Here is a 21062-nt window from a genome sequence, read left to right on the forward strand (position 1 = left end):
GGCGACCTTATGCCAAGGTCAGCCGGGGGGCCTACAAGGACGGGGAAATCAGCGGTAATAGTCGGGTTGGTCGGTCTCGGGGTTGTTCCGGTGGGTGCCGCGCCGCCCGCCACCGCTGCGGGTGGTCTGCTCGGGATAGAGCTCGTCGTAGGAGGGCCAGCTGCCGCCGGTGTTCTGCGGCGGTGCGGGCTGGCCGGGCGGGACCGCGCCGCCGGGGTAACCCTGCTGGTCGTAGCCGTAGGCACCGGCCACCGAGTCGGAGTCGTCGATGGTCGCCCACCCGGCGCTGACCTCGTAGGAGCCGGGCGCCGGGGTCGCCGGGATGTTCCCGGTCTGGTAGGCGCCGGTCGAGAAGTCGTTGTAGGAGGGCGGCGGGGCCGGCATCTGGTAGCCCGCGGCGTCGCCGGCCGCCCAGGTCGCGTTGCTGCCCTGGAGAGGCTGGGGGTCGTCGAACACGTCGCCGCTTCCGCCCCACGCCGGGGGCGTGGAACCGGCCGGGGGCTGCGGATAGGACGGCGCGGGCTGGACCGGCCAGCCGGTCGGCTCGGGGTAGGCCGGGGGGATCGGCTCGGGCTGCGGAGCCGGGAAGGAACCGCTGCCGTAACCCGTGTCGTAGCCGGGACGGCTGGGGAACGGTCCGGTCGGGGGCTGGTCGTAGGCGCCCGGCCGGGTCTCGAACATGCCGGTCGAAGGGCCCGCCGCGAAGGGGTCGGTCGAGGCGCCCGGCGGGGTGAACGGTCCGGTCGCGGGGCTGGTCAGATCGGGGGTCGGCGCGGAGAAGGTGACCGTCTTCTGCTCGGCGAGCTGCGATGAGGGGGTCGCGCGCAGGCCGTCGACCCGGCCGGTGTCGGGCGAGAAGAAACCGTTGGAGGGGGTGCCCGTGTTGAGCGGGCCGGTGATCGGGGTGACCACACCCGGGGTGAGCGTGGCCGCGATCGGGGTCACGACACCGGGGACCGGAGCGACGGGAAGAGGCTGCACGGGCGGAGCGGCGGCCGGGCGCTGAGGGAGGACGCCCTGAACGGTCGCGGCGTTGGGGTCGACGGCGGAGACGGGAGCGGGGGCCGCCGGCGTGGAGGCTGCGGGCTCGGGCTCGACCGGGCGGGGGGTGGCCATGCGCTGCCGGATGGTGCCGCCGAACGCACCGTCATCGGCGCGTACGCGCGACCAGTAGTCGTCGTCGTAGTCGTCGTTGGAACCCCACTCGTCGACGCCGCGTTTGCCCCGGGGGGCGTTGGCTCCGGCGGGCGCCTTGGCGCCGCGCTGCGGGGGTTTGGCACCCTGGCGGCTGCCCGGACGGGGCGGGCCTGCGGGTTTTCCGGCCGGTTTGGCCGGGGGCTTCTTCGAAGGCTCCTCGAAAGCGTCGAAACCCTCGGGAAAACTCTCGAAAAACGTTTCTTCGGCCGGCCGGCTGCCCTTCTTCTTCGCGGCGCCCTCGGCCATCGCCTTGATGCGCTCGGAGGAGAGCGCGCTCTCTCTCCGGTTCATCGACCGCATGCCGAGTGCCACGACTATCAGCACCAACAGCACAACGGCGACAAGGCCCAAAATGACCGCGGTCATAGCACCACCCTCAAGGCCATGGCCTTCCAGCGGCGCCGGTGAGATCGCGCGGCCATCGACGCGACCTGCCCCCTGTGATCACCTGCGCTCAGCAATTCAGGATCCGATTCTGCTCGACCACAATGACCGTTGTCACACCCTAGGCGAAGATTGGTCCACCACTACTACCTCCGGTCATCAGCATGTCACTCGATGTCAGTCGCAGTGAGCCGACCTCGGGCGATGGTGTGGGACGCGATGGTGGCCAGACTCTCCGAGAGGGGGGCGCCCTGCGGGAGGTCCAGTTTCTTGTTCAGGGCGTAGACGGTGAAACGGTAGCTGTCATCAGGCTGGCATGGGGGCACAAATCCGACTTTTCCATCAGTTGTCTGCCCCTGCCGTGCACCCCGGGGGGTGCTGTTCTCCGCGAGTTCGGTGGTGTCGGGCTCGATGTTGAAGACCACCCAGTGCACCATCGCTTTCTCGCCGTCGGCGTTGTCGTCGACCACGAGGGCCACCGACTTGGCGCCCGACGTACCCGACCAGCGGAGGGGCGGATTGCCCAGGTCTCCCGTGCACGAGTAGCCGGACGGCAGCGGGTCGCCGTCACGGAACTGCGGGCTCGACACACTGATCACGTCGAGGTTGGCGGGCGAACCGCCGCCCACGATCCCGCAGCCCGAGGCCGATGCCGTCAGCGCCACGACCGCCGCCGGAATGAGAGCGGCTCGGCGCGTGCGAACGGACTTCGTCAGCGACCCCATGCCCGATGATGCTACGCGGATCCCGCTGGTGCGCCGACCGGATCGCGATGATCCGCCGCGAGAAGAAACTCCAGATACGCCGGGTTCGTTCGTCCGGCCCGATCGCGTGAGACCGTGTGACCTGGGATTCCTATGGTTCTGGTGGGGAACGGGTACTCGCCGGTAGAAATCTTCAAGCGCGGGTTGGGGGGTGACCAACGGCACATCCCGACGATTTAGGGTGGGATCCGTGATGCCAGATGCGTGACGCGCTGCGTGACCCCGCCAACCAGGTGTCGCCGAGGGCCAGGTCGTTGTGGTTCGCGGAGGCCGTCATCGTGACGGTGCTGCTGGTGGGCGGGCTGGTGCTGCTGTCCATGTGGATGAGGGGCTGGGAGTTCCTGCCCCAGTGGCTGCTCGACCGCACCTGGGTCGTCCCGCTCGCGCTCGGCCTGCTGTCGGTGCCGTTCGTGCTCGCCGAGCCGATCGTCCGGTTCTCGGTGCACCGGTGGGAGCTGGCCGCCGACGTCGTCTACGCGCGGTCGGGCTGGCTGTCGCGCGAGTGGGTGTTCGTGCCCGTGTCCCGCATCCAGACGGTCGACAAGGAACAGGGCTGGCTGGAGCGCTTCTTCGGGCTGGCCACAGTGGAGATCCGAACCGCGTCCTACGCGGGGTCGTCCACCATCAAGGGGCTCGATTTCGAGGTGGCCGCGCGGCTGGCCGAGGAGCTGTCGCGCCGGGCCCAGGAACTCAGGGACGACGCCACGTGAGCATCCCCGTCCAGGAGCCGGTGCCCGAGGCGGCCCGGCTCAGCCCCCGGCTGCTGCTCATCGACCCGATCCGGGTGCTGCCCTCGCTGCTCGTGCCGCTCGCCGGTGTGCTGGTCGCGGGCGGTTTCTCGCCGCGTTCGTTCATCTGGGCCGCGTTCGGGGTCGCCGGTTCGGTCCTGTACGCCGTGGTCCGCTGGGCCACCTTCTCCTACACCATCACCGGCGGCAGGCTGGAGCTGTCCCGCGCCTTCATCGGCCGCTCCACCCGCGTCATCCCGCTGGAGCGCATCCGGGGGGTCGACGTCACCACCCCGTTCCTCCACCGGCTGCTGGGCCTGGCGGTGCTGAAGCTCGACACCGGCGCCGGGGGCGACAAGCAGGAGGGCGAGCTCGACGGCATCACCGTCGAGGAGGCCGAGCGCCTGCGCGCGGTGCTGCTGTCGCGTCACGACGTCGCCGTCCCCGAGCAGCAGGCCGCCGCCGTCGCGCCGCAGGACCACGTGTTCCTGCGGGCGCCGAGGGCGTGGCTGCGCTACGGCCCGCTCTCCGGCGCGTTCCTGTTCACGCCGTTCGCGCTGGTCGCCGGTGCGGTCGGCCTCGCGTTCCAGTGGGGCGGCGAGCTCGGGCTCGACGAAGACGACGCCGTCGCCGTCGGCTCGTGGCTCTGGGGCCACCCGCTGCTGCTCGTCGGCGTCGCGGTCGCGCTGGTCGTGCTGATGCCGTTCCTCGGCGCCGCGATGTACGCCGTGTTCAACTGGAACTTCGTGCTGCTCGGCCGGGGCGACCACCTGGTGGCCGAGCGCGGGCTCGTCAACCGGCGCGTGGTCTCCCTCGAACGCCGCCGCATCCGGGGCTACGAGATCGCCGAGAGCCCGTTGGAGCGCCAGGCCAAGGTGGCCCGTCTCTGGGCCGTGGTGACCGGTCTCGGCGACTCCGAGACCCGTGGGCAGCTCCTGCCGGTGGCCCCCCGCGCCGCCGTCGACGACATCGCCGCCGAGGCGGTCGGCCCGTTCAGCGAGGCGCTGCGCCCGCATCCGCCCGCCGCCCGGCGCCGCCGCCTGTTCCGGGCGATCGCGCCGTGGCTGGTCGCGGCCCTGGTCCTGTACGTCTTGGGCCACACCATCATCGCCACCATCGCCACCGTGCTGGCCGTGGCCGGAATCGCGCTGGGCCTCGACCGATACCGCTCGCTCGGCCACACCTACGACGGCACCCGCCTGTCGGTCCGGTCGGGTTCGCTGCGCCGCGCGCAGGCGGTCGTCGAACGCCGCGCGGTGGTCGGCTGGACCATCGAGCAGTCGTGGTTCCAGCGCAGGTCCCGGCTGGTGACGGTGATCGCCGGAGTCGGCGCGGGCAGCGGCGGCTACAAGGCGATCGACGCGGGCGAGACCCAGGCGGCCGCCTTCGCCGCCGAGGTCACCCCCGAGTGGATGGCGCCCTTCCTCAAGCGTTAGTCCTGCTTGGGCGCCCCGAACATGATCTCGTCCCACGACGGGACGGACGCCCGGCGGGCCCGCGACTTGCGGCGCGGCGCGGGCTTGGGCGCCGGGGCGGCACCCGCGGGCACCGGCTCGGCCGGGCTCTCCTCCTTGGGCGCCGGCCGCTGCGCGGGCGGCTTGGCCCGCGGCGGACCGGGCCGGGGCGCGACCGTCTTCGGCATGACCGCCGGGGTCGGCGGCTCCTCAGCGGGCTCCTCGGCGACCGGCTCCGGCACGGGGGCCTGAGCCGCCGCCGGAACGGACTCGGCGGCGGGCGTGGCCTGCTGCGGCACGGCCGGCGCCTCGGGCGCGACGAACGCCGCCGCCTCTTCCGCGGCACGGTCCATGATCGGAACGGCGGGCTCGACCGGACGCGCCTCCGCCGCAGGCGCGGCGGGCGTGGCAGCGGCGGCCGGGGGCTCCGGCGCGACCTGCGGGGCCTCTTCGACGACGGGCTCGGGCTCGGGGTCGGCCTCCTGCACCGCCGGGGCTTCGGGCTCGGCCGGGCGGGCCTCCTGCGCGGCGGGTGCGGCAGGCTCGGCGGCCGGTGTTTCTGGCGCGCTGACCTGCGGCTCCGGCTCCGCCTGGGCGGGGGCCGGTGCCTCGGGAACGGGGGTCGCCTGGACCTCCTGCGCGGCGACCGGCGGGCTGGCCGGGGGCTCGGGCGCCTGGACGACCGGGGGTTCGGGCGCGGAGTAGCGCGGTTCCTGGGGGGCGGGCGGCTCGGGGATCGCGTAGTGCGGGGGTGCGGGAGGCTCGTGGAAGGCGGCCGGGAGCGCGGGGGGCTCGGGGGTGAAACGCGGGGAGAAGTGGTCGGGCAGGTTGCCGTTGGGGGCGACTCTTAACGGCGGGGCCTCGGCGAGGTCGTAGTCGAAGTCGGGCGGCGGGACCGGAGCGAGTTTGCCCGCTATTCGGGGCACGAACGGGCGCACCGTCGTGTCTTCGGCCTGGGGGTCGACGTAGTCGTCGGCCGACAGGCGCATCGCCTCGTCGTCGTAGGGGGAGACGTGACGGCGGCGGGGGTCGAAGAGCCACTCGGCGTGGCGGGTGTGGCCGTTCCACACGTAACCGAGCTTGATGCGCCACAGGTTGTCGTCGCGCTTGCAGGAGTCCCAGTCGATCTCGTCGACGGGGACGCCGCGCCGGGTGAGGCGTTCGGCGACGAGCTCGCCGAGCGTGGGGCGGGCGACGGTCTCGCCGGGGAGGCGGACGGCGACGCGCTGGGCCTGCTGGGCGATGTATTCGCGTTCCTGGAGCACCGGCCCCTCGAACCAGCGCACGCGCTCGACGGGGATGCCCGCCGTGGCGGCGATCTCCTCGGCGGTCTCACCGGCACGGATGCGGGCCTGGATCTCCTTGGGGCGCAACGGGCTCTCCACTTCGATCTCATATTGACCGAGACGGGAGAAGTTGCCGCGGACGGCAGCACGGAGCCGGTCGTCGACGGGCAGCGTGAAGCGGGTACCCCTCCCGGCCGTGGCCAGGACGAGGTAAGTGCCGTCCTCACTCACCGCGACGAGACGGAGCTCCTGCATGCGAGTCCCTTCGTCGTGCTGAATCTTCCCCCGGACCCTTGAGTCTCTCGCGTGAGCCGGTTGCCTTCCAAGCACCGTACCCGGCATGTCCGAACATCGCCTTCTCCAGGGGTCGCGGAGGCGACATGACACCCATCACATTGTCGCGTTCACCCTGCTATAGACAGGCTGGTTGAGCAAGCGATTCAGGGTCCTCGTCGGATTCTCCCGGTAGACGTACCCGATGGAGGTGAACTTGGGTCAACTCGACAGAGAACTAGCCGCCCAGGACACGGTCCAGGTAGGCGTTGCCGAAGATCCGGTCCGGGTCGACGCGATCACGTAGGGCCACGAAGTCAGCGAAACGCGGATATACCTGGGAAAGATAGGTGGCGTCCTTGTTGTGCAGCTTGCCCCAGTGGGGCCGGCCGCCCAGCCCGGCCATGACCTCCTCGACCGCCGCGAAGTAGCCCGGGTTCGGAGTGCGCCGGTAGACGTGACACGCGATGTACGCCGAGTCGCGGTCGTAGGCGGTCGACAGCCAGGCCGTCGAGGGCGGCGTGACCCGCACCTCCACCGGGAACGTGACCCGCCACGGCGACCGGTCCATCAGGCGCCGCACCTCCCGGAGGGCGCCGGCCAGGTGACGGCGCGGGATCGCCCACTCGGTCTCCAGGAACTTCACGTCGCGCACGCTGGTGAACACCTTGTACGCCGTGTCGGCGCTATCGGACGCCCCCAGCACCAGCCCCGAGAGCCGGTTGACCGGCGGGATGAGCGCGGGGAACCGCGCCCCCATCCGGTTGGTGACCTCGAACAGGGTGTTCTCCACGAAGACCTCGTCGAGCCAGGTGCGGAACCGGCTCGGCGTGTGCTGCCCGCCGGCCGCCCGGTTGTTCCGCTTCACCAGGCACTGGTCGGTGTGCGGGAACCAGAAGAAGTCGAGGTGCTCGTTCTCCAGGGTGAACGCGTCGAGGGCGTCCAAGACCGCATCGAACTTCATCGGCGCCCTGCTGCTGTGCAGCAGGAACGCCGGTTCGACCCGGAACGTCACCGCCGTCAGCACGCCCAGCGCCCCCAGCCCGACCCGGGCCGCGTCGAACAGGTCGCCCTCCGAGACGGTCACGAGAGAGCCGTCGGCGAGCACGATCTCCAGCGCGGTCACCTGGTCGGCCAGCCCGCCGACCGACCGGCCGCTGCCGTGGGTGCCGGTCTGGATCGCCCCGGCCACGGTCTGCGCGGTGATGTCGCCCATGTTGGCCAGGGCCAGCCCGCGCCGGTCGAGTTCGACGTTCAGCACGTGGATCGGGGTCCCGGCGGCGACGGTGACGGTGTCGTCGCCGAACGCCAGGATCCCGGTCAGGCCCTCGGGCCGCAGGAGGATCCCGTCGGTGAGGGCCACCCCCGTGAAGGAGTGGCCCGTGCCGACCATGCGGATCCGGCGGCCCAGCCGTCGCGCGTCGCCGACGGCCCGGGCGACCTCGGCCGGCGAACCGGGCGTGCGCGTCTCAGCCGGAGTGATCGACTGGTTGCCCGCCCAGTTCGTGAACGTCATGAACGTGAACGATACTCAGAAACCACCGGCGTGCGCAGGGTGCTCGAACCGGCCAGTCCGACCACGGCCGCCAGCAGCGCGCAGCCGAAGGCGAACCCGTAGGCGTTGGAGGCGCCGAACGTCTCGGCGAGGTGCCCGCCCGCCCACGCGCCGACCGCCACGCCGAACCCGATCGACGTCGTCAGCCACGACATGCCCTCGTTGAGCTGGGTGGCCGGGACGAGCCGTTCGATCAGCGAGAAGCTGGTGATCAGGGTGGGCGAGATGGCCAGCCCGGCGAAGAACAGCGCGACCGCCATCGGGGCCAGCTCGCCGATCAGCACGATCGGGGTCAGGCCCACCGCGAACACGCCGAGCCCGCGCACGAACCGGCTGCGCAGGGTGATCTTCCAGGCGCGGGAGCCGTACCAGAGACCCGAGACCATCGACCCGGCGCTGAACGCGGCGAGCAGCAGCCCGGCCACGCCCTTGCTGCCGTGCTCCTGGGCGAAGGCCACCGTGACGATGTCGACCGTGCCGAACACCGAGCCCATCCCGAGCAGGACGACCGACAGCAGCGCCACCCCCGGGATCGCGATCGGGGAGCCCTTGTGCTCCCGCACCTTGACGACCGGCGGCTGGCTGCTCTTGAACAGCGCGAACGCCAAAGTGCCGGACACCGCCAGGACGACGGCGACGATGAGACCGGCGTACACATTGAGGGACGTGGCCACCAGCGCGGTGAAGGCCGGGCCGGTGACGAAGATCACCTCGTCGGCGACCGACTCGAACGAGAACGCGGTGTGCAGCCGCGCCGGGTCGTCGAGCAGGTGCGACCACCGGGCCCGCACCATCGACCCGAGCTGCACCGCCGCCAGGCCCGCGAGGGCGGCGGCCAGGAACAGCGTCCAGACCGGCGCCTCGGCGTGCGCCAGCAGCATGAGCGCCACGACCGCGCCGCCGTGCGCGAGCACCGCGGGCGCCGCGATGGCCGCCTGGCCGTAGCGGTCGCTCAGCCGTCCCATGACGGGGGCGCCGACCGCGGTGGAGAGGGCGAAGACGGCCGCTACCGCGCCCGCCGTCGCGATGGATCCGGTGACCGCCGAGACGAGCAGCGTGATGCCGATGCCCAGCATGGACATCGGGATGCGCCCGACGAAACCGGAGATGACGAAGCCCTTCGCACCTGGCGTGCGGAACAGACCCCGATACGTACGCATGAGAACAGACCTCTAACCCGTACCCTGCGTCCGGGCGAACCGAATTCGGCTGCGGCCATGGGGGATTGGGATGGCACGCGGACGACTACTGCTTACTCCCCTGGAAACTGCTCTGACCTTGTCTCACGGCCAGTCTTGATGGCAAGTGAGTTTCCGGTCGATAAGGTATCAACGTGAACAGGGCTCCCCGTCATCCCCGGTTCACGCCGCTTCGTGCGGTGGTGGCCGGGCTCGCCGCGACGATCGTGGTGACGGTGACCACGGGGAGCCTCTTCCTCCTCGGCACGGGCGAGGAGAAGCCCGTGGCCAGCGCGAACGTGCCGGACCTCGTGCCCGACCAGATCATCCCGACCTCTCCGCCGTCCATCGGCGGGCCGGGCGTCACGGTGACGCCGCCGCAGCTGCTCGGCATCGCGCCGCAGCCGGTGCCGCAGGAGACGGTGCTGCGGATCGCCAAGGTGAAGCACGTCGAGAAGGTCGCCCTCGTGGCGGGCGGCGGGGTGAAGATGTCGGGCCACCCGCTGCAGCTGCTCGCGGTCGAACCGGCCCAGTTCCGGGCGTGGACCCCGAAACCGGTCGCCGAACACCCCGAGGTGTGGAGTGCCATCGCGCGCGGCGAGGTCGTCGCCGACCCGGCCGTCATGAAGCGCCTCGGCATGGTGCTGGGCGAGGAATACCAGGTCGACAACGGCCCCCGCCTGCGGATCGCCGCCTCGGCCGCGCTCGGTTTCCCGAACATCGACGGCATCGTCTCCAAGGACCTCGGGTCGCGGCTCGGCTTCTCCGACGGCGTCGTCGTGCTCATCCACGGCGACGACGTCAGCGGCAACCGGGTGCGCAAGCTCATGGGCACCGGGTCGAGCGTCGTCCCGATCGGGGTGGTGAAGGAGGAGGCCGCCGAGCGCGAGGCGGCCCCCAAGCAGACCCTCGTCGGGCGCCCCGAGAGCTACCTGGAGCTCTACCAGCGCTCGGCCGCCGTCTGTCCCGGGCTGTCGTGGACGGTCCTCGCCGCGATCGGCCAGGTCGAGAGCAGCCACGGCCGCAACAACGGACCGTCGTCGGCCGGGGCGCTCGGCCCGATGCAGTTCATGCCGGCCACCTGGCGGGCCTACGGCGTCGACGGCGACGGCGACGGGAAGGCCGACATCTGGAGCGCGTACGACGCCGTGCCCGGCGCGGCCAACTACCTGTGCGCCACCGGCGCGGCCGGTGGTGGTGAGGCCCTCCGGAAGGCGGTGTGGGCCTACAACCACTCGTGGGACTACGTGAACAAGGTGCTAGGACTCGCCGGGGCCTACGCTCGCGCGTACCCCTGACATCGGCCGCACCGGCGCCGGGCAGCAGGTGAGCGGGCAGGCGGTCGGCTCGGGCTCGGCGACCAGGTCGCGGATCATCTCGACGAACTTCGGATGGGTGCCCGCCGTGCCCGCGCGGGCCATGCGCATGCCGAGATCGTCGGCGAGCGTGCGCGCCTCGACGTCGAGGTCGTAGAGGACCTCCATGTGGTCGGAGACGAACCCGATCGGCACCAGCACGACCGACTCGACGCCCTTGGCGTGGAGCGCCTCCAGGTGGTCGCAGACGTCGGGCTCCAGCCACGGGATGTGCGGCGGCCCGCTGCGGCTCTGCCACACCAGGTCGAAATCGGCCGCCCCGACCTCGGCCGCGACCAGCGCGGAGGCCTCGCGGAGCTGGCGCTCGTAGCCGTTGTCGGCCCGCGGCCCGGCCACGGTGGCCATCGACACCGGGATCGAGTGGGCCGTGAAGACCAGCCGGGCGTCGTCGCCCACGTCGGCGAGGGCCGCGCGGGTGCGGTCGGCCATGGCCGCGACGAAACCCGGATGGTCGTAGAAGTGGCGCATCTTGATCAGCTCGGGCCCGCCGGGCACCGCGGCGGCGGCCCGGGAGATGTCCTCGCGGTACTGCCGGCAGCTCGAATAGGAGGCCGTGGCCGCCGTCGCGAACGCCGCCGCCCTCTTGACGCCGTCGGCCTTCATCCGCGCGACGGTCTCCTCGAGGAAGGGGTGCCAGTTGCGGTTGCCCCAGTAGACCGGCAGGTCGAGGACCTTCTCCAGCTCGGCGACCAGCGCCCGGTTCTGGTCGTTGATCGGACTGGCCCCGCCCATCGCCTGGTAGTGGGCCTCCACCTCCAGCAGCCGCTCGCGCGGCACCCCCCGCCCGCGCACCACGTTCTCCAGGAACGGGAGCACGTCTTCCGGCCGCTCGGGCCCGCCGAACGACAGCACGACCACAGCGTCGTAGTTCCCCATGTGCCCAGCTTAGGGGGGTAGGTTCGACGGATGAGCTCGATCTTCCAGGATGTGCGTGACTACGTCGCCGTCCCCCGGACGGCCTCGCTGCGCCTGGCCCCCGACGGCTCCCGGCTCGTCGCTGTCACGCAGTCCCTGAACCCCGACCACAAGTCCTTCGGCACGGCTCTCTACGACATCCCCCTCGACCCCGATGGCGAGGCCACCCGGCTGACCCGCTCGGCGAAGGGAGAGGCGGGCGCGGTCTTCACCCCCGGCGGCGACCTGCTGTTCGTGTCCGCGCGACCCGATCCGACCGAGAAGGACGACAACGACAAACCGGCCCTGTGGCTCCTGCCGAAGACCGGTGAGCCCCGCCGTCTCGCCACCCGTCCGGGCGGCATCGGCGGCGTGAGGGCCGCAGGTTCCTCGATCGTGTACGTCTCCGACGTGCTCCCCGGCGACGAGGACACCGAGAAGGACCGCCGCAAGGAGCGCGAGGACGCCGGGATCAGCGCGATCCTCCACGAGGGCTACCCCGTCCGCTACTGGGACCAGGACATCGGCCCCGGCCAGACCCGGCTCTTCTCCGTCGAGCACGGCGAGCTGACCCCCGACGCGGGCGCCGCCCTCCGGAACTGCTCCTTCGACCTCACCCCCGACGGCGCCACCGTGATCACCCAGTGGCGTGAGCCGTTCGGCAACGGCGAGGAGCGCGTCCGCGTGGTCGCCCTGACCGGCGGCGAGCGCCGCACGCTGGCCGCCGACGACGGCTACGACTTCGAGGGTCCGATCGTGGTCTCGCCCGACGGCCGCCACGTGGTCTGCCACCGCGAGCGCATCACCTCCGAGACGATCTCGGGCGCCGTCGAACTGTGGCTGATCGACCTGGAGACCGGCGACCAGCGCGGCCTCGGCGACGCCGCCCACTCGGTCGCCTGGGCCCGCGACTCCCGGTCCGTGTACGCCGCCTGTGACCACCAGGGCCGCCGCCCGATCTTCCAGGTGGCCCTCGACGGCACCCGCACCCGGATCACCCCCGACCACGGCGCCTACATCGACGTCAACGTGGCCCCCGACGGCACGATCTACGCCCTGCGCGGCGCCGTCGACAGCCCGCCCGTCCCGGTCAAGCTCGTCGAGGGCGGCTGGGTCACCCTCCCGTCGGCCACCCCGGTCCCCGACCTGCCCGGCACCCTCACCGAGATCTCCGCCACCGCCGACGACGGCACCGAGATCCGCGCCTGGCTGGTCCTGCCCGCCACCGAGACCCCGGCCCCGCTGCTGCTGTGGATCCACGGCGGCCCGCTGGGCAGCTGGAACGACTGGTCGTGGCGCTGGAACCCGTGGATCATGGCCGCGAAGGGCTACGCGGTGCTGCTCCCCGACCCCGCCATGTCGACCGGCTACGGCCAGGCGATGATCGACCGCGGCTGGGGCGAATGGGGCCCGGTCACCCACGGCGACCTGATGGCCATCACCGACGCCGCCTGCAAGCTCCCCGAGATCGACGAGACCCGCACCGCCGCCATGGGCGGCTCGTTCGGCGGCTACATGGCCAACTGGGTGGCCGGCCACACCGACCGCTTCAAGGCGATCGTCACCCACGCCTCCCTGTGGAACCTCGACCAGTTCGCCGGCACGACCGACGTCTCGTCGTTCTGGCAGCGCGAGTTCGGCCCGCCCGGCTCCGACCGCTACCGCCGCCTGTCCCCGCACCACTCGCTCGACCGGATCACCACCCCGATGCTGGTCATCCACGGCGACCGCGACTACCGCGTCCCGATCGGCGAGGCCCTGCGGCTGTGGTGGGACCTCCAGCGCACCGGCGCCGAGGCCAAGTTCCTGTACTTCCCCGACGAGAACCACTGGATCCTCAAACCCGGCAACACGCTCGCCTGGTACGACACGGTCTCGGCCTTCCTGGCCCACCACGTGCTGGGAGAAGACTGGGTCAGACCCGGCACCGTGAGCTGACGAAAAGGGCCCGGCCCAAGAGCCGGGCCCGCCACATTCCTGGGAGGGCAATTCATGCGGCCCTTTAATGGCCGATCAAGGCTATACCCGGGCTGATTATCATTTTATGATCACCGTATGCCGGTAGCGGTGGACATGGAAGCATGGCCGGAAGACTGGCTCCGACTGAATGCGGTTTGCCCCTATTACACGATGTTCCCGCTGGATTTCCCGCTCCAGCAGATGGCCGAGTATCCCGAGGCCAAGCGCATCCTCGACCCTTTCTGTGGCCGGGGCACCACGTTGTACGCCGCCCGGTTGACCGGCCGGTCAGCCGTCGGCATTGATCTGAATCCGGTCGCGAGCGCGATCGCCCGGGCGAAACTCACGCGGGTGGGCCCCGCATCCGTGGTCCGCCTGGCCCGAGACCTGGTCGGGAAGCATGGCGGGGCCTCGGTTCCCACGGGTCATTTCTGGGACTGGGCTTTCCACGGCCGGACATTACGGGAACTCTCCGCGCTTCGCGCCGGGTTGCTCTCCCATCGCGACACGCCTACTTCGGTGATGCTCCGGGCGCTGATTCTCGGAATTCTCCACGGCCCCAGAAACAAGAGGCTGCCGTCGTATCTGTCCAATCAGATGCCGAGGACGTACGCCTCGAAACCCGGATATGCGGTCCGGTTCTGGCGTGAGCGGGATCTGTATCCCTTTCACGTCGACACGATTGAGGTGGTCGGGCGCCGGGCGGAGCGGATGCTGCGCAACCTCCCGCCTCGCACCGGCGGGCAGGTCCTGCTCGGGGACGCGGCCGCGACCGTGGGCCGGTTGCGGCGGCGTTTCGACCTCGTGGTCACCTCGCCGCCCTACTACGGAATGCGGACGTACGTTCCTGATCAGTGGCTCAGGAACTGGTTCCTCGGCGGCCCGCCGAACGTTCCCTACGGGACCGAAGGCCAGCTCGCCACGAAGAAGAACCAGGCGGCGTTCGTCTCGGCGATGGCCGACGTCTGGCGTGCGGTCGCGGGCCGATGCGCACCAGGGGCCCACCTGGTGATCCGGTTCGGTGCGCTCCCCTCGGCCGGCATCTCGCCCGAGAAGATGCTGCTCGCCTCACTGCGCGAGGCCGGATCGGGATGGCTCGTACGAGATGTCCACCCGGCGGGAGCGGCCAGGGGCCCACGGAGGCAGGCCGAGCAGTTCGCCGGCAAACAGCAGACGATGAGGCTCGCCGTCGACGAGATCGACGTCACCGCCGAACTGATCCGAAGACGCGGGTGATCGATGATGTTCGATCCGGACCGGCTCCCCGAGCTGAAAGAGTTGATTCGGCACGCGACGTTCGGAGACGCCAACCTCCTCGCCGAGGTGATGGACGACGTCGCCCTCCTGAAACAGGATGTCAGGACCATCCAGCCGCGGAACACCAACCGGATCTCCCTGGTCGCCTCCGACGGGGGCAACAACCAGCTGGTGTTCAATCCCTTCTCGCTGCAGGTCGTACGAGTCGTGGACACCTTCGGGCAGGAGCTGGTCCTCGACGTCATCTCACCGTCGAGCGACACGACCGCTCTCGGCCGGCGCCACCTCGATCAGGGCACACCCCTGGGCACGCTGATGAGCGACCTGAACGTCACCTCGCTGGCCGACCTCAGCCCGATGATCCCGGCCAGACCCAGGTCCCGATCCTGGCCGCTGGTCTTCCGGGATCTGTGTGAATGGGCGGCGCTGTACGACCTCGTCACGAGGCAGACGTGGGGCGGCGACACCTTGATCGTCAGGGACGGCCTCCTCCGCGCCAAGATCTTCCGGGACGACCTCTTCGTCGAGATGTACAAGAAGATCAAAGAGGCGATCGAGACGACCCGGAGAACGCGGAAGAGAGAGATCTTCCTGGTGGGCATCGCCAAGCGGTCCCGGGTGATCGAGCGCTATCGGCTCGCCATGGCCGTCCAGGACGTGTTCACGACCGGATACGCCTGCTACGTCCCCGTGCCGATCTCGCTGCAGACCAAGGTCTACGACTGGGACGAGTACGTCCGTTCGCCCGAGGACGTCGACGACGGCAAGGAGAACCCGAAGTTCAACATGGGCGCGATGCACCTGGTCAGGTTCGGCGACCGGACCGGAGACCCGGTGTGGACCGTCGACGTCCTGCACAGCGAGGCCCATCGCGCCCAGCAGGTGTTCGGATCGCTGCTCGACGACGCGCAGATGGGCTTCCCCGTCCCCTTCTACCCGCACTGCCTTCAGGAGGCCGACCGGCACGCGCAGGTGGTCGACCTGGATCTGGCGATCCTTCAGGACTCACTCGAGGAGGCCGTTCGTGAGCAGATCGCCGCTGATCGGCGGCACGTTTTCGACGCCCAGCGCCTCGCCGTCGCCGACCCGGCAGCGGTGAGGTATCAATGACCTTCTTCGAGAAGCAGAACGTGGTCGGCACCTTCCTCGGCTTCTCGGAAGGAGGGCTCGAATTCCACGCCGACCTGATCCTGCCGTACCGCAACGACTTCCAGTCGTCACCGATGCACGGGCAGTTCATCATCGTGGGATTGGAGAACGACACCGAAGCGGTCCTCGGCCGGATCACCACGATCTCCGCACAGGGCCGCCTGCTCTCGGGAACGGGAGAGGACTACGCGTTGCGGCAGCAGCGCGAAGACCGCGCCATTCCGGAGGACCTGCGGGAGCAGTACCTCAAATACCGCGTCGACATCCGCATTCTCGGCGTGCTCCGAAGCAGGGGAGCCGGAGAGCCTCCGATGTTCGTGCCCTCCCATCGGCGGCTTCCCCATGTGGGGGCGAAAGTCGCCTTCCTGTCCGATGACCTGCTCCGCCATGTGGCCGGAGCCGCCGATGAAGGTGACGAGGCGGCCGAACTCGGGTTCCTGGCCTTCGGCGAGTTCGTTTTCGCCGGAGACGACCAGCGGGTGGGCGACGTGGAATGGCTGGAGGTACGGAGCCCAAAGATCATCCCCCGCTTCAACGTCAACCAGCTGGTCAGCCGGCGGTCGTTCGTCTTCGCCCGGGCCGGGTTCGGCAAGTCGAACCTGGTGAAAATGCAGTTCGCCAACCTGTACGGCCAGACCAGGCCGCCCACCACGAGAAAGCGGGATCGCGAGGTCCCCGTCGGCACGGTGATCTTCGACCCGGACGGTGAGTACTACTGGCCGGACGACAAGGGCAGGCCAGGACTCTGCGACGTGCCGGAACTGAAGGACCGACTGGTCGTCTTCACCGACAAGGAGGGTGACAGCGCCTTCTACCGGTCTTTCATCGTGGACAAGGTGAAGCTCAACATCAAGGAGCTCCAGGCGGCCAAGGTCGTCTCGCTGGTCATCCCGGCCGAACGCCAGGACCAGCAGAACGTCGCCAAGCTCAAGCAGTTGCGCTCCGACGCGTGGGGGCGGCTGGTTGACCAGGTGTGGCGGGAGAGGGGCGGCACCGACCTGCGCCACATCTGTGAGGCCCTCCAGCTCAACGCGACTCAGGAAATGGAGGCTCTGGCCGCTCGCGCCAACATGGTGCGCATCGTCAACGCTCTCCACGATCCGTCGAGCCAGCTGCTCACGGCACTGGTCAAGGCGCTCTCCGACGGCAAGCTCTGCGTGGTCGACATCTCCCAGATGCGCGGGGCGCAAGGGCTCGCCCTGGCGGGCGTGATCCTCCAGCACCTCTTCGACCACAACCAGGCGGAGTTCACGAAGAAGGACTCACGCAGCATCCCGACGATCGCGGTCATCGAAGAGGCCCAGTCGGTGCTGAACCCGACGGCGGCGCAGGGCGAGGGCCCGTTCGTCTCGTGGGTCAAGGAAGGGCGGAAATACGATCTGGGCGCGGTTCTTATCACACAGCAGCCGTCGAGTATTCCGCCGGAAATCCTTTCCCAGGGCGACAACTGGTTCATCTTCCATCTGCTCTCCGAAGGAGACCTGCGCGCGGCCAAGAAAGCGAACGCCCATTTCTCCGACGACCTGCTGTCGTCTCTCTTGAACGAGCCCATTCCCGGGCACGGCATCTTCTGGTCCAGCGCCGGGATCACGCCCTACCCGATCCCGATCCGCGCGATGCTGTTCGAGAACATGGTCAAGCTCGCCGACCCGGGTTACAACCGTGCAGGTGAGAACTGTTACGCATCCCTACTGAGGAAACGGCTCCGGCAGGCCGTTCGCGATGCGGTCAAAGCGACCGGCGGCGTCGGAGCCACGGTCGCCGACCAGTTGGACATCACCGAGATCTTCGCTCGAGAGGCAATCCAGCAGCTTGCCGATAATGCCGATTTCCAGGAACGAGTACGAAGCGACTGGGGATATCCATGGGGCGGGATCACGCAGATTCTCGAAGATGCGCTCGCCGGTAAAGTGAGTGGAGACCGCAGGGTATGGATTCGGCAGCAGCGCCTTGACCAACGCGCGCTCTTGGAGATTCTCGGTCCCGAAGATCAGGCCTGGGTCGCTGAAAGGCGGCCGAAAGCCGGGGATCCAAGAGCGATGACCACATGGGTGAAGGCGACGAGCCTCGCCCGTCCACGCAGGGAAGGCGTGCCCCGACCACCGAGCGACGGGGAATCGGGTGATCGCCATGCTCCTCCCCCAGAGGGCGGGCTCCTCTGACTCCGGGACGGTGTGTGGTCGGGTGCGGCAGGGGAAGCAGCCTGTTCATCGGGCCTCGATAGCCTGTGCGCATGCCGTTGAACCCGGACAAACTCCTCGATCTCGCTCGGAGCATCGCGATCGAGGCGGGCGATCTGCTCCTCGCCGAACGAGCCGCGCTGGCCTCCCGCCCCGAAGTGGTGGAGACCAAGTCCAGCCCCACCGACGTCGTGACCGCCCTCGACCGCGCGGCCGAGGATCTGATCCGGGCGCGGATCACCGAGAACCGGCCCGACGACGCCATCCTCGGTGAGGAGGGCGGTGACACCCCGGGGGCGGGGGAGGCGCGCTGGGTCGTCGACCCCATCGACGGGACCGTCAACTTCCTCTACGGGCTGCCCGCCTGGTCGGTGTCGATCGGTGTCGAGGTCGACGGGCGGATCGTGGCGGGGGTCGTCAACGTGCCGCCGATGGGGGAGGTCTTCACGGCCGTGCGCGGGGGCGGGGCCTTCCTGAACGACCGGCCCATCTCGTGCTCGACCGGGGTTCCGCTCGACCGGGCGTTGGTGGCGACCGGGTTCGGGTACGCCGCGGGGCGGCGGGCCGTGCAGGCGCGGGTGCTGGCCGAGGTGCTGCCCCGGGTGCGGGACATCCGGCGGGGCGGTTCGTGCGCGGTCGACCTGTGCTCGGTGGCGGCCGGGCGGGTGGACGCCTACTACGAGCGCGGCACCAACTACTGGGACCACGCCGCGGGCGGGCTCATCGCCGAGGAGGCGGGCGCGAAGGTCGGGGGGCTGCGCGGGGCGTCGTACAACATCGAAATGGGGCTTGCCGCCGCGCCGGAGCTGTTCGAGCAGCTCCACGACCTACTGCTCGCCCAGGATCCCGAAAGGGATCTCTGAGGAGAAACGCGAGGCCCCGCCGACCTGTTGGTCGTGCGGGGCCTCGCTCTGCTCGGGAGGGTTTTCTCAGGCTGGGTCAGTCAGCGCTGAAGAGGGATGCCGTGGTCGTCGGCCAGCCTCCGAAGATCCTCGATCTCGGCGGTGAGGGTGTCGGCGAGGAAATCGTCGCCGGCGTTCGTGGCCTCCTGCAATCCCTTGTAGGCCTGGTCGAGCCGGGTTTCGATCGTGCTCGTGAACTCGCCCATCTCACCTTCTTTCCTGTGGGGTCAAACGAGCCGACGCGGAAGCGGACGCGTTGGCTCGGGGGTATGACCTCCTCTACCCACCCTGCTTAAACGCCTAAACATGGAAATTTCTCCATCTCGGGATGCGCCTTACCGTGCACTTACGGTCACTGACGCGAGAATGAAGCCACCTGATGAAGGAGGAGCCCGATGCGGGTGCTTGTGGTGGAGGACGAGCGCGTGCTCGCCGACGCGATCGCGACCGGACTTCGCCGGGAGGCGATGGCCGTGGACGTCGCCTACGACGGCGCGGCCGCCCTGGAGAAGACGGGCTACATCGACTACGACGTGATCGTGCTCGACCGCGACCTGCCGAAGGTCCACGGCGACGAGGTGGCCCGGCGCCTGGTGGCTCAGCGCACCGCCTCGCGGATCATCATGCTGACCGCCAGTGGTGACGTCGACGACAAGGTCGAGGGCCTGGAGCTGGGCGCCGACGACTATCTCGCCAAGCCGTTCGTGTTCATGGAGCTGGTGGCGCGGGTGCGGGCCCTGGGGCGCCGGTCGGCGTCGTCGCTGCCGCCGATCCTGGAACGTTCGGGCATCCGGCTCGACCCCGGCAAGCGCCTGGTCACGCGCGACGACAACGAGATCACGCTGACCAAGAAGGAGTTCGCCGTCCTGGAGGAGCTGCTGCGGGCCGAGGGGGCCGTGGTCAGCCAGGAGGACCTGCTCGACAAGGCGTGGGACGAGAACATCGATCCCTTCACCAATGTGGTCAGAGTGACGATGATGACGCTGCGGAAGAAGCTGGGTGAACCCCAGGTGATCGAGACAGTACCTGGAGTGGGGTACAAGCTGTGACCGAACGCAAGGACGAAGCGACCGCGGAGACCCTCGACGCCGGGGTCCGGATGACCTCGCCGATGGGCACGGGCCCCTATCGGCGCCAGCCTCCGCCGCCGCAGGGCCCGCCGGCCTGGGACGGACCGCCGCCGGGCGACCCGCATCCGGTCAGGCCGCCGCTCGCCGAGCAGGTCAAGGACCTGGCCGGCCGTCTCAGCATCCGCTGGCGCCTCACCATCACCTACGGCGCCATGTTCTTCGTGGCCGGGGCGCTGCTGGTCTTCGTCATGTACTCGCTGGTGGGCTGGGCGATCAAGGCGGCCTGGCCGCCCCTGACCCTGGTCGACGCCCCCGACCCGTCGTGGGCCCAGCAGTTCGACGACTTCTGGTCGGGCAAGCGCATGGAGACCATCGAGGCGGCCCAGAGCTACGTGCTCCAGCGGTCGCTGATGGCCCTGCTCGGGGTGGGCATCCTCGCGCTGATCCTCGGTTACGTCGTCGCCGACCGGGCGCTGAAGCCGGTCATGCAGATGACCGCGACCGCCCGCAGGCTCTCGGAGACCTCGCTGGCCCACGAGCGCATCGACCTCCAGGGCCCCGACGACGAGCTCAAGGAGCTGGCCGACACCTTCGACGCCATGCTCACCCGGCTCAACAGCGCCTTCGACGCCCAGCGGAGGTTCGTGGGCAACGCCTCCCACGAGCTGAGAACACCGCTGGCGATCAACCGGACCGTCCTGGAGGTCGCGCTGTCCGATCCGGAGGCCTCCGACGACCTGCGGGTGCTCGGCCGGACCCTGCTCGGCACCAACGCCCGCCACGAACGCCTCATCGAGGGCCTGCTGCTGCTCGCCCGCAGCGAACGCGAACTGTCGGTGCGGAAGTCCGTCGACGTCCAGGACGTCACCAAGACCGCCGTCGACCAGCTCGCCCCCTTCGCCACCGAGCAGAACGTCGACATCGAGTACGACCTCCACCCCGCCCAGGTCACGGGCGACCCGGTGCTGCTCGAACGCTGCGTCAGCAACCTCGTCGAGAACGCGATCAAGTACAACAACGAGTCCGGCGGAAAAGTCTGGGTGCGATCGGGAATCGTGGACGGGGGGTCCGTTGTTCAGGTCGCCAACACCGGCATTCTGGTCCCGGCCTACGAGGTCGACGCGCTCTTCGAGCCCTTCCGGCGGCTGCACGCCGACCGGATCGAGTCGGCCAAGGGGGCGGGGCTCGGACTGTCCATCGTGCGCGCCATCGTGCGTGCTCACGGGGGGACGGTCACGGCGGTTCCGCGTGACGGCGGCGGCCTCGTGGTGACGGTGCGACTGCCGGGTTCGGCGCCCGCGGCGAGTCCCTCGGCGCGGTGATCGTGCCCTGCTGCACATCCACTCGCGCAATGTGGTTGGATGTGCCGTCGAACGCGGTGGGTCATCCCGCCAATGCTGTGGTTTCGCCATATTTGGCTAACCGGAGCCGAGGTGGGGAACACCCTCGCGAGTCG

17 protein-coding genes are annotated in these 21062 nt (G+C 69.8%); 10 read left to right on the forward strand and 7 right to left on the reverse strand.

What is annotated here, in order from left to right; translation table 11 throughout:
- Window positions 1–48: 48 nt before the first annotated feature.
- Together ACYQ78_RS24985 and ACYQ78_RS24990 are read right to left on the reverse strand one after the other, a co-directional pair.
- Entirely contained in the window at window positions 49–1521 is a 1473-nt protein-coding gene (locus tag ACYQ78_RS24985) for a DNA polymerase III subunit gamma/tau domain-containing protein (RefSeq protein ID WP_459803330.1), read from the reverse strand.
- Window positions 1522–1748: 227 nt separating this feature from the next.
- Window positions 1749–2306, reverse strand: a complete 558-nt coding sequence (locus ACYQ78_RS24990) for a YbhB/YbcL family Raf kinase inhibitor-like protein (protein ID WP_459803331.1) — start codon at window positions 2304–2306, stop codon at window positions 1749–1751.
- A gap of 239 nt (window positions 2307–2545) precedes the next feature.
- Between ACYQ78_RS24990 and ACYQ78_RS24995 the strand changes: the two genes are divergently transcribed.
- Window positions 2546–3055 carry a PH domain-containing protein gene (locus ACYQ78_RS24995; RefSeq protein ID WP_459803332.1) on the forward strand — a complete coding sequence of 170 codons (510 nt, stop codon included), beginning with the start codon at window positions 2546–2548 and terminating at the stop codon, window positions 3053–3055.
- Complete coding sequence (locus ACYQ78_RS25000) at window positions 3052–4509, forward strand: PH domain-containing protein (RefSeq protein WP_459803333.1); 1458 nt, start codon at window positions 3052–3054, stop codon at window positions 4507–4509. Before ACYQ78_RS24995 ends, ACYQ78_RS25000 begins: the two co-directional genes overlap by 4 nt.
- Here ACYQ78_RS25000 and sepH read toward each other — a convergent pair.
- The 3 genes from sepH to ACYQ78_RS25015 all read right to left on the reverse strand — a co-directional run bounded on the left by sepH (window position 4506) and on the right by ACYQ78_RS25015 (window position 8801).
- Window positions 4506–6068 (reverse strand): septation protein SepH, encoded by a 1563-nt coding sequence (sepH, locus tag ACYQ78_RS25005; protein WP_459803334.1) that lies wholly within the window; start codon window positions 6066–6068, stop codon window positions 4506–4508. The two genes, ACYQ78_RS25000 and sepH, sit on opposite strands and share 4 nt — an antisense overlap.
- Before the next feature lie 256 nt (window positions 6069–6324).
- Window positions 6325–7602, reverse strand: a complete 1278-nt coding sequence (locus tag ACYQ78_RS25010) for a D-arabinono-1,4-lactone oxidase (protein ID WP_459803335.1) — start codon at window positions 7600–7602, stop codon at window positions 6325–6327.
- Complete coding sequence (locus tag ACYQ78_RS25015; protein ID WP_459803336.1) at window positions 7599–8801, reverse strand: MFS transporter; 1203 nt, start codon at window positions 8799–8801, stop codon at window positions 7599–7601. The genes ACYQ78_RS25010 and ACYQ78_RS25015 overlap by 4 nt, the downstream gene beginning before the upstream one ends.
- A 173-nt stretch (window positions 8802–8974) precedes the next feature.
- Between ACYQ78_RS25015 and ACYQ78_RS25020 the strand changes: the two genes are divergently transcribed.
- Complete coding sequence (locus tag ACYQ78_RS25020; RefSeq protein ID WP_459803337.1) at window positions 8975–10117, forward strand: lytic transglycosylase domain-containing protein; 1143 nt, start codon at window positions 8975–8977, stop codon at window positions 10115–10117.
- Here the strand turns inward: ACYQ78_RS25020 and ACYQ78_RS25025 are convergent.
- On the reverse strand, window positions 10079–11071 hold the full coding sequence (locus ACYQ78_RS25025) for a ferrochelatase (protein ID WP_459803338.1): 993 nt from the start codon (window positions 11069–11071) through the stop codon (window positions 10079–10081). The genes ACYQ78_RS25020 and ACYQ78_RS25025 overlap by 39 nt on opposite strands.
- Window positions 11072–11101: 30 nt before the next feature.
- Between ACYQ78_RS25025 and ACYQ78_RS25030 the strand changes: the two genes are divergently transcribed.
- The 5 genes from ACYQ78_RS25030 to ACYQ78_RS25050 all read left to right on the forward strand — a co-directional run bounded on the left by ACYQ78_RS25030 (window position 11102) and on the right by ACYQ78_RS25050 (window position 18497).
- Window positions 11102–13027 (forward strand): S9 family peptidase, encoded by a 1926-nt coding sequence (locus ACYQ78_RS25030; RefSeq protein ID WP_459803339.1) that lies wholly within the window; start codon window positions 11102–11104, stop codon window positions 13025–13027.
- 192 nt (window positions 13028–13219) lie between these two features.
- Window positions 13220–14284 (forward strand): DNA methyltransferase, encoded by a 1065-nt coding sequence (locus ACYQ78_RS25035; RefSeq protein WP_459803340.1) that lies wholly within the window; start codon window positions 13220–13222, stop codon window positions 14282–14284.
- Between the two features lie 3 nt (window positions 14285–14287).
- Window positions 14288–15415 carry a hypothetical protein gene (locus tag ACYQ78_RS25040; protein WP_459803341.1) on the forward strand — a complete coding sequence of 376 codons (1128 nt, stop codon included), beginning with the start codon at window positions 14288–14290 and terminating at the stop codon, window positions 15413–15415.
- Window positions 15416–15435: 20 nt separating this feature from the next.
- Window positions 15436–17616: an ATP-binding protein gene (locus ACYQ78_RS25045; protein ID WP_459803342.1), complete on the forward strand. Its 2181-nt coding sequence runs from the start codon at window positions 15436–15438 to the stop codon at window positions 17614–17616.
- A 71-nt stretch (window positions 17617–17687) separates the two neighbouring features.
- Entirely contained in the window at window positions 17688–18497 is an 810-nt protein-coding gene (locus tag ACYQ78_RS25050) for an inositol monophosphatase family protein (protein WP_459803343.1), read from the forward strand.
- 80 nt (window positions 18498–18577) lie between these two features.
- On the opposite strand, the gene ACYQ78_RS25055 is transcribed toward ACYQ78_RS25050, so the two are convergent.
- A complete protein-coding gene (locus ACYQ78_RS25055) occupies window positions 18578–18742 on the reverse strand; it encodes a hypothetical protein (protein ID WP_169807267.1) in 165 nt (54 codons plus the stop codon).
- Window positions 18743–18931: 189 nt separating this feature from the next.
- On the opposite strand from ACYQ78_RS25055, the gene ACYQ78_RS25060 reads away from it, so the two are divergent.
- Window positions 18932–19585, forward strand: a complete 654-nt coding sequence (locus tag ACYQ78_RS25060; RefSeq protein WP_459803344.1) for a response regulator transcription factor — start codon at window positions 18932–18934, stop codon at window positions 19583–19585.
- A complete protein-coding gene (locus ACYQ78_RS25065) occupies window positions 19582–20928 on the forward strand; it encodes a sensor histidine kinase (RefSeq protein WP_459803345.1) in 1347 nt (448 codons plus the stop codon). Before ACYQ78_RS25060 ends, ACYQ78_RS25065 begins: the two co-directional genes overlap by 4 nt.
- The last annotated feature ends 134 nt before the right edge of the window (window positions 20929–21062 follow it).

Source organism: Herbidospora sp. RD11066 (assembly GCF_054661255.1).

Excerpts from the sequence above, each read along its gene's own strand:
- ACYQ78_RS24990 (WP_459803331.1), bottom strand. The coding sequence starts at position 2,306 with ATGGGGTCGCTGACGAAGTCCGTTCGCACGCGCCGAGCCGCTCTCATT.
- ACYQ78_RS24995 (WP_459803332.1), top strand. The coding sequence starts at position 2,546 with ATGCGTGACGCGCTGCGTGACCCCGCCAACCAGGTGTCGCCGAGGGCC.
- sepH (WP_459803334.1), bottom strand. The coding sequence starts at position 6,068 with ATGCAGGAGCTCCGTCTCGTCGCGGTGAGTGAGGACGGCACTTACCTC.
- ACYQ78_RS25010 (WP_459803335.1), bottom strand. The coding sequence starts at position 7,602 with ATGACGTTCACGAACTGGGCGGGCAACCAGTCGATCACTCCGGCTGAG.
- ACYQ78_RS25015 (WP_459803336.1), bottom strand. The coding sequence starts at position 8,801 with ATGCGTACGTATCGGGGTCTGTTCCGCACGCCAGGTGCGAAGGGCTTC.
- ACYQ78_RS25025 (WP_459803338.1), bottom strand. The coding sequence starts at position 11,071 with ATGGGGAACTACGACGCTGTGGTCGTGCTGTCGTTCGGCGGGCCCGAG.
- ACYQ78_RS25030 (WP_459803339.1), top strand. The coding sequence starts at position 11,102 with ATGAGCTCGATCTTCCAGGATGTGCGTGACTACGTCGCCGTCCCCCGG.
- ACYQ78_RS25035 (WP_459803340.1), top strand. The coding sequence starts at position 13,220 with ATGTTCCCGCTGGATTTCCCGCTCCAGCAGATGGCCGAGTATCCCGAG.
- ACYQ78_RS25040 (WP_459803341.1), top strand. The coding sequence starts at position 14,288 with ATGATGTTCGATCCGGACCGGCTCCCCGAGCTGAAAGAGTTGATTCGG.
- ACYQ78_RS25050 (WP_459803343.1), top strand. The coding sequence starts at position 17,688 with ATGCCGTTGAACCCGGACAAACTCCTCGATCTCGCTCGGAGCATCGCG.
- ACYQ78_RS25055 (WP_169807267.1), bottom strand. The coding sequence starts at position 18,742 with ATGGGCGAGTTCACGAGCACGATCGAAACCCGGCTCGACCAGGCCTAC.
- ACYQ78_RS25060 (WP_459803344.1), top strand. The coding sequence starts at position 18,932 with ATGCGGGTGCTTGTGGTGGAGGACGAGCGCGTGCTCGCCGACGCGATC.